The 5603-nt window shown below is 44.1% G+C and carries 5 protein-coding genes and 1 pseudogene; all 6 read right to left on the bottom strand.

From position 1 onward, the window contains the following. Positions 1-381: 381 nt before the first annotated feature. The 6 genes and pseudogenes from ACI3EW_RS17110 to ACI3EW_RS17085 all read right to left on the bottom strand — a co-directional run bounded on the left by ACI3EW_RS17110 (position 382) and on the right by ACI3EW_RS17085 (position 5603). The gene (locus ACI3EW_RS17110) at positions 382-936 is read right to left on the bottom strand and encodes a hypothetical protein (protein ID WP_002595445.1); all 555 of its coding nucleotides are present in this window, start codon (positions 934-936) and stop codon (positions 382-384) included. A 134-nt stretch (positions 937-1070) separates the two neighbouring features. Then, entirely contained in the window at positions 1071-1649 is a 579-nt protein-coding gene (locus ACI3EW_RS17105) for a hypothetical protein (protein ID WP_235845210.1), read from the bottom strand. A 409-nt stretch (positions 1650-2058) separates the two neighbouring features. Continuing rightward, positions 2059-2442: pseudogene (locus ACI3EW_RS17100) on the bottom strand (relaxase/mobilization nuclease domain-containing protein); the annotation flags it as partial. Beyond that, positions 2403-2723 (bottom strand): plasmid mobilization protein, encoded by a 321-nt coding sequence (locus tag ACI3EW_RS17095; RefSeq protein ID WP_002595443.1) that lies wholly within the window; start codon positions 2721-2723, stop codon positions 2403-2405. The gene ACI3EW_RS17095 and the pseudogene ACI3EW_RS17100, both read right to left, overlap by 40 nt. After that, positions 2716-3351 carry a hypothetical protein gene (locus ACI3EW_RS17090; RefSeq protein WP_002595442.1) on the bottom strand — a complete coding sequence of 212 codons (636 nt, stop codon included), beginning with the start codon at positions 3349-3351 and terminating at the stop codon, positions 2716-2718. The genes ACI3EW_RS17095 and ACI3EW_RS17090 overlap by 8 nt, the downstream gene beginning before the upstream one ends. A gap of 869 nt (positions 3352-4220) precedes the next feature. Then, complete coding sequence (locus ACI3EW_RS17085; protein ID WP_002595441.1) at positions 4221-5603, bottom strand: hypothetical protein; 1383 nt, start codon at positions 5601-5603, stop codon at positions 4221-4223.

Raw genomic sequence — 5603 nt, 5'->3', positions numbered from 1 at the left:
ATTTTTCTCCTACTTAGATATATTATATAATATACTGCCCTTACTCCGCTTGACCGCTAATCTTATCAATAGATTTTTGCACCTTTTTCTCTCAAGTATAAGGGAGTGCCTTTTTGGTGTCAATATCTACACCTCACTCCCTCTCGCCTTCACCGCTTATCTTATCAATGAAGTATTTTACCTTTTTCCATCAAGTATAAGGGAGTGCCTTTTTGGTGTCAATATCTACACCTCACTCCCTCTCGCCCTTATCGCTTATCTTATCAATGAATTTATTGCACCTTTTTGACCTCTAAAAAAAGGGAGTGAATTAAGAATATCTCATCCTCACTTCACTCCCTCTTATTTTCATCACTACTCTTACCAATATTTCAGTATTTTCTACTTAGCATCACGAAGAGTTCCTTTCCATACTGCGTATTCGTCACCTTTCTCATCAGTTGCGGTTAATATTGCTTCACAATATGGATTTGATGGTGGATTCGGAGTCGTATATACATAGCTTCGAGAATTAGTTCCTGTATACCCATTATGATCTTCTTCATTTGTATGCCAACTATTTACTCCTTCAGCTCTTGTTACAAGTTTACTGGATTTTAATTTTAATGGATTAGACGTCATAGATGCCTTAACTGTGTACTGCGGTCTTCCAGATGAATCTAAACCATCATAAAAATACTCCATACTTCCTAAAATTCTATTTTCAATATCTAAAGCTGTAGCAGGAATAGGTTCTCGAGAAGAAATTGTGTTTTTTCCATCACACGCAAAATATACTTTATCCAGCAAAACAGATTCTCCATTAGTTGAACGAGTCACCGATTCTACCGCCTCGGTTTCAGCAGGAGCTGTATCTGCTGCAAAACTAACCATATTCATAGCCATCATCATTATTGCTGCCAAAGCTAACGCTACAGATCTGCGAATATTTCTCATTAATTTTCCTCCTATGTCAATGTATTTTTATAGCATCTAAAGCAACAAGTACATTGGCATCCCCTCCTTTTTGTTTTACTATACTATATTTTCAACAAAAAAACATTAATTATATATAACATTTTTATAAAACTTTACTTGACAAATAAATAATATAACACTATCAAAAACGTCCCAATATTACAGACCATACCGCCCCAAAACAGGTATATCTTCAAGCCCTCATATCTGAAAAAGCTGTTTTTGCTTTCCTCCAGCTCCCGGACTTTCTGCTTCATTACGCTTGTAAGCGTATCAGACTGCTTTTCAAGAGCTTTTGTTGCCTTCTGTACCGCCTCTATATTCGCCTGTAACGCCTTTTTTACCTCTTGGACGGTACTTTCTCTGACCTCATCTCTCAGGCTCCCAATTCCGGCTGATATGGCGTTCTGAAGTAGTTCGTTGCTGTTCTCTAACTGCTCGACTTGCTTCTTCAGCTCGCTGATGAGCTGCCTGCTCAGCTCGGCGTCTCTCTGCCTGTTCTGCTCTGCCCTTGCTTGTCCTTGATTTGACTGCTTCATCAATTCCTCGCAGCTCTCGCTCGACAAAGCTAAGGCTTCCTTCAGCAGGCTGTTCTCCAGCTCTGTCCGGCTCTGACGGTTCAGTTCTTGGATCCGTTCTCTCGGACTTGCCTGCTCTGACTTCTGCTGTTCGTGCATTTCTCTCAAACTCATGCTCCAGTTCCTCCTTTCCAAAACCCATGTTGTAGTATTTTTCCAGCTTATTATTACGAATTTTGCAAGCCTTTTCTCCTGCCTGCTTCCTTGCTAAGTCGGTATATGTGATGTATTTGTGGCTGTCCTGCCAGTCCACTCCGTACCCTCTTTCATTCATCAGCCGAATAAAGCTTTCCCGGCTGGTCGCTGTTTCCTTACAGTCCAGGACTGCCAGGGCAATGTCCTGGACATAGCTTTTCACTTTCCCCTGCTCCGCCTGCTTCAGAAGCTGGTACGTCTCTTTTTTCCATGCCACTGTTTCCTCACGTTCCGCTCCTTCAAAGGTCTTTCCCTTTTCTGAGACGTGTAGCCCCTGCTCCCTGCTCTGTGCGTTGCACCGCTCCTTCAGCTCCTGCAGGTCGGCGCTGCTCCACTGCAGCTTGTGCCCGTCCTCAAAATTGACGGAATTGACGATAAAGTGCGTATGGATATGTTTTTTGTCCTTATGGGTAGCCACAAGCACCTCAAACCCTTTCCATGCCGACGTATTCTCTGCAAGCTGTAAGGCGTTCCTGTGTGCCTGCTCCGGCGTGATTTTCTCGTCCTTATGGTAGCTCTGGACAAAGTGCTTGTATGTCCTTCCCCCGGTTTTCTCCCATAGTTCCTTGGTGGCTTGCATTTCGTCCTTTACTGTATCTGGTTCACAGTGCAGACCGCTGACAAGCTTATCCTCTGTCTTTTCCTCTTTTGTCACATAGTCCAGTGCTTGCCCTATGCCTGCTTTTGAAGATACTGCTTTAATAACTGCCATACTTCTCTCACCTCTTTCATGGTGTTAGGAAGTTCTTGCTTATAGTCCACATATCCATTTTCATTCAGCTTCTTGGCTATCTGGTTCAGATTGTTGCCTTGCCTTTTCAGCTCTGGATATATCTCTTTCAGTCCGTCCAGATTGACAATGTTCGACTGTGTGAGGGCTTCAATGATATATTGCTGTTGGCTCTTTCCAGACTGCTCTACTTTTTCTTTTATCTGTGCAAGTTCTTCCTCTGACACTCTTATAACTATCTGCTTCGGTCTTGTCCTATTCATTGATGAAGTCCTCTCTTTCCTTTACCCACTTCTTAATGAGTTCGATTTCCTCGTTCATGTTCGGCTCTTTCTCTGGCTTCCAGTCCGCTCTCATGTCTTTCAGTTCTTCCAGTGCTTCTTCTAAGTCTGCCTTATAGCTTTCTAAATCTTCTTTTTCGCTTGCTATATATTCATCAACACTATTGTAACAAGGCACACACTCATAGCTTGTAAAATCATCATTATACTTGTGGTACACAATGTCTTTCCATTCATCACTTGGCTCTGCTATGTTCTGTTTAGTAATTTCAATGTCGGATTTTATTGTCTCTACGTTCTCCAACATATCCAGATAATGCTCTGGTTCATAACCCAAATTCAATAAGTGATTCAGCAGTGTAGGCTCTGGGAACATTCCGAACCAACAACGCTCGAACCACTGGTCAGCATAATCTCTTTCATCACTTCCATTGGAGTAAGTACCGCCCACCAAATCTCCGACAAAATTCTCTATCAGCTCTCCGATTGTCAGACCATGCTTCCCACACTTTCTCGCCAGTCGGTCACAATCTGCGTCCGACAATTTCACTGTGATTTTTCTCTCTCTGATTGTCTCAATTTCTTTCTGCTGTTCCTCGCCCCAACTCATGCTTTTACCTCTCTTTCTTCTTGGCTATCACTCAACAATTTACCGCATATCTGCGGTCACTCAAAGGGGGATTGAAGGGGGGCTTTGCCACCCTCACAAGTTCTAAAGTGTAGCCGTTAGGCTATCACTTTAGAGAACTTGCAATATATCCGCTACACATAATATAGCATAGTGATAGCCACTTGTCAAGCGGATATATTCGTGCGTGGATTTCGCCAGAAATACAGTGGAGCTTACTTCCTCTTGGGCGACTTTGGAAGTGTAGGAGGGAGACAGTCAAGGGCTTGTTTTTTATCTGCAGTATGAGCTTCGGCTTGCCGATCAGCGAATGCAGCAGATAAAAAATGGTCGCAGACCACCCTTTACTTTCTTCCGCCGGAACAGACAATGAAGCACAAGGGGAAGTGACGGAACGGACGGACAGCCGTTTCCCCCTCCGGCATGATAGCCAACAAAAAAGAGTATCAAGGGTAAACGCTGCGGTCTTTCGACCGCCCTTGACACTCTTTTCCTTATGGCTCTGATAATAAACAAGGGGAAATGGCTTCTTGTGGCATTTCTGCCACTATGGTATAATGGGCAACGCTACCACCCCTATACAGGTACAGAAAGGGGGTGTGCCACCATGAGTATATTTTCGTCTTTCTTACTCTCTGTCTTGGCAAGTGTAGTCGCCTACTACATCTGCAAATGGCTGGACGGAGATAAATAGGCGGTAGCCAGCCTAAGGCATAAGCCACCTTGCCACAACGGAATAGAAAAGCCCCGGAGGTCGCAACTCCGGGGCTTTTTGCGTGCCACAATGAGCACTTTCGTCTTTCTTGCCTACTGGCATTATAGCATATGCCTTTCAGCATTTCAAGTATGCCCTACTTCCACCACTTATAAACCGTATGCTTTGCAAGTCCTGTCTCTCGGATGCAGTCCGCTTTTGTTCCCAGAGGGTTGCTTTCTCTCCATTCTTCGACAATCTTCGCCTTGTCTGGTCTCCCTTGTAGAGCTTTGCCCCTGTCCTCATTCATTGTTTCAAGGGTAAAACGTGCGATTTTTAAGTGCGTGGCTTGCTTTCTGCCGTTCCTCTTATTTGGCGGTATGACAACTTTCGTCTGCTTCTCTATCCATTCTCGGCTTGCCATAGTCGAAAGTAGCTTGTTATCAGCTTTGAGGGCTTTCAATGCGTCCTTTACATCTTCCCTTGTAAAATGGTTGTCCTCATCATCTGTAAGGCTCTCCAGATGCTCCAAAAATGAATAGGCATCTTGCCTTATTCGTCTTTCAGATATGCCACATTTCAAGCCATACGCACACAATGCCATGATTGAGAAGTACCTACCGCCTACCTTTACTTCGGTAAAAATCTTGTTCTTCCACCACTCATAAAGGGCTTCATTACACACCCATGTGCCTTTTTTCTTCGGTCTGCCCTCTACAACTCGCTCTTGATACCACTCTGGGTACAGCTTCTTTGCTTCGTCCAGTGACAGCTTACTCTTTTCTTTCTTCGGCTTCTCTGTAAGTACCGATAAATCAACCTTACAGTTCGGTATGCTGTCCTTTATATCTTCCAGAGTATAGCGGTTATCCGACATCTTATAGGCTTTCACTGGGAAGTCTGCCCCCAGCTTGCTCTGGCTCCCAACACACCTAAAGCCTTGATAGATACCTGTTATATCTGGGCTGTCTGGTCTGATACTGCTCGTATCGTTCCATAGTCTGCGGATAAATGCTTCTTTCAGCTCCGCAAGGGTATCTTCCAGATTATGATACAACTGTACTGGCTCTTTCAAAAAGTAATAGGCATGGACACCCTTTCCAGAACTCACAAGGTAGGTCGGTCGGAGCTGTACTCCGTTCCCGAATTGCTTCAAGAGGTTCTTCAACTGCTGTTTTCCGACATAATCAATATCTATTGCAACCGCATACAGTTCATGTGCGTTCTGCTTCGTGTGTGTCTTGCCATAGAACGTGATAGGCGGTATCAGTCCGAACTCGTCCCCTATGACCTTATCAAGCATATTCAGACTATCATCTATAACCCACTGCTTCGTTCTTCCCTTTCCAGATGGTCTTATCTGGGTTGCAATCACATTTCCTTTTCCGTCATGCTCTGCACTCTGTAAGCTCCCCTCTGGGAACAAGTCACGATAGAACTCATGGGGGCTGACCTCTGGAAAACCTCTCTCCAACATCAGCTCCTCTTTATCCCTATATACCTTTCTCCACTCATACATTGTTTTTGTATTTCTACGCAT

It is taken from the genome of Pilosibacter rotomagensis, assembly GCF_045062245.2.
In the GTDB taxonomy this organism is placed as follows: domain Bacteria; phylum Bacillota; class Clostridia; order Lachnospirales; family Lachnospiraceae; genus Pilosibacter.
The sequence above is the reverse complement of the archived record's forward strand: the minus strand, read 5'-3'. Positions and strand labels throughout refer to the sequence as shown.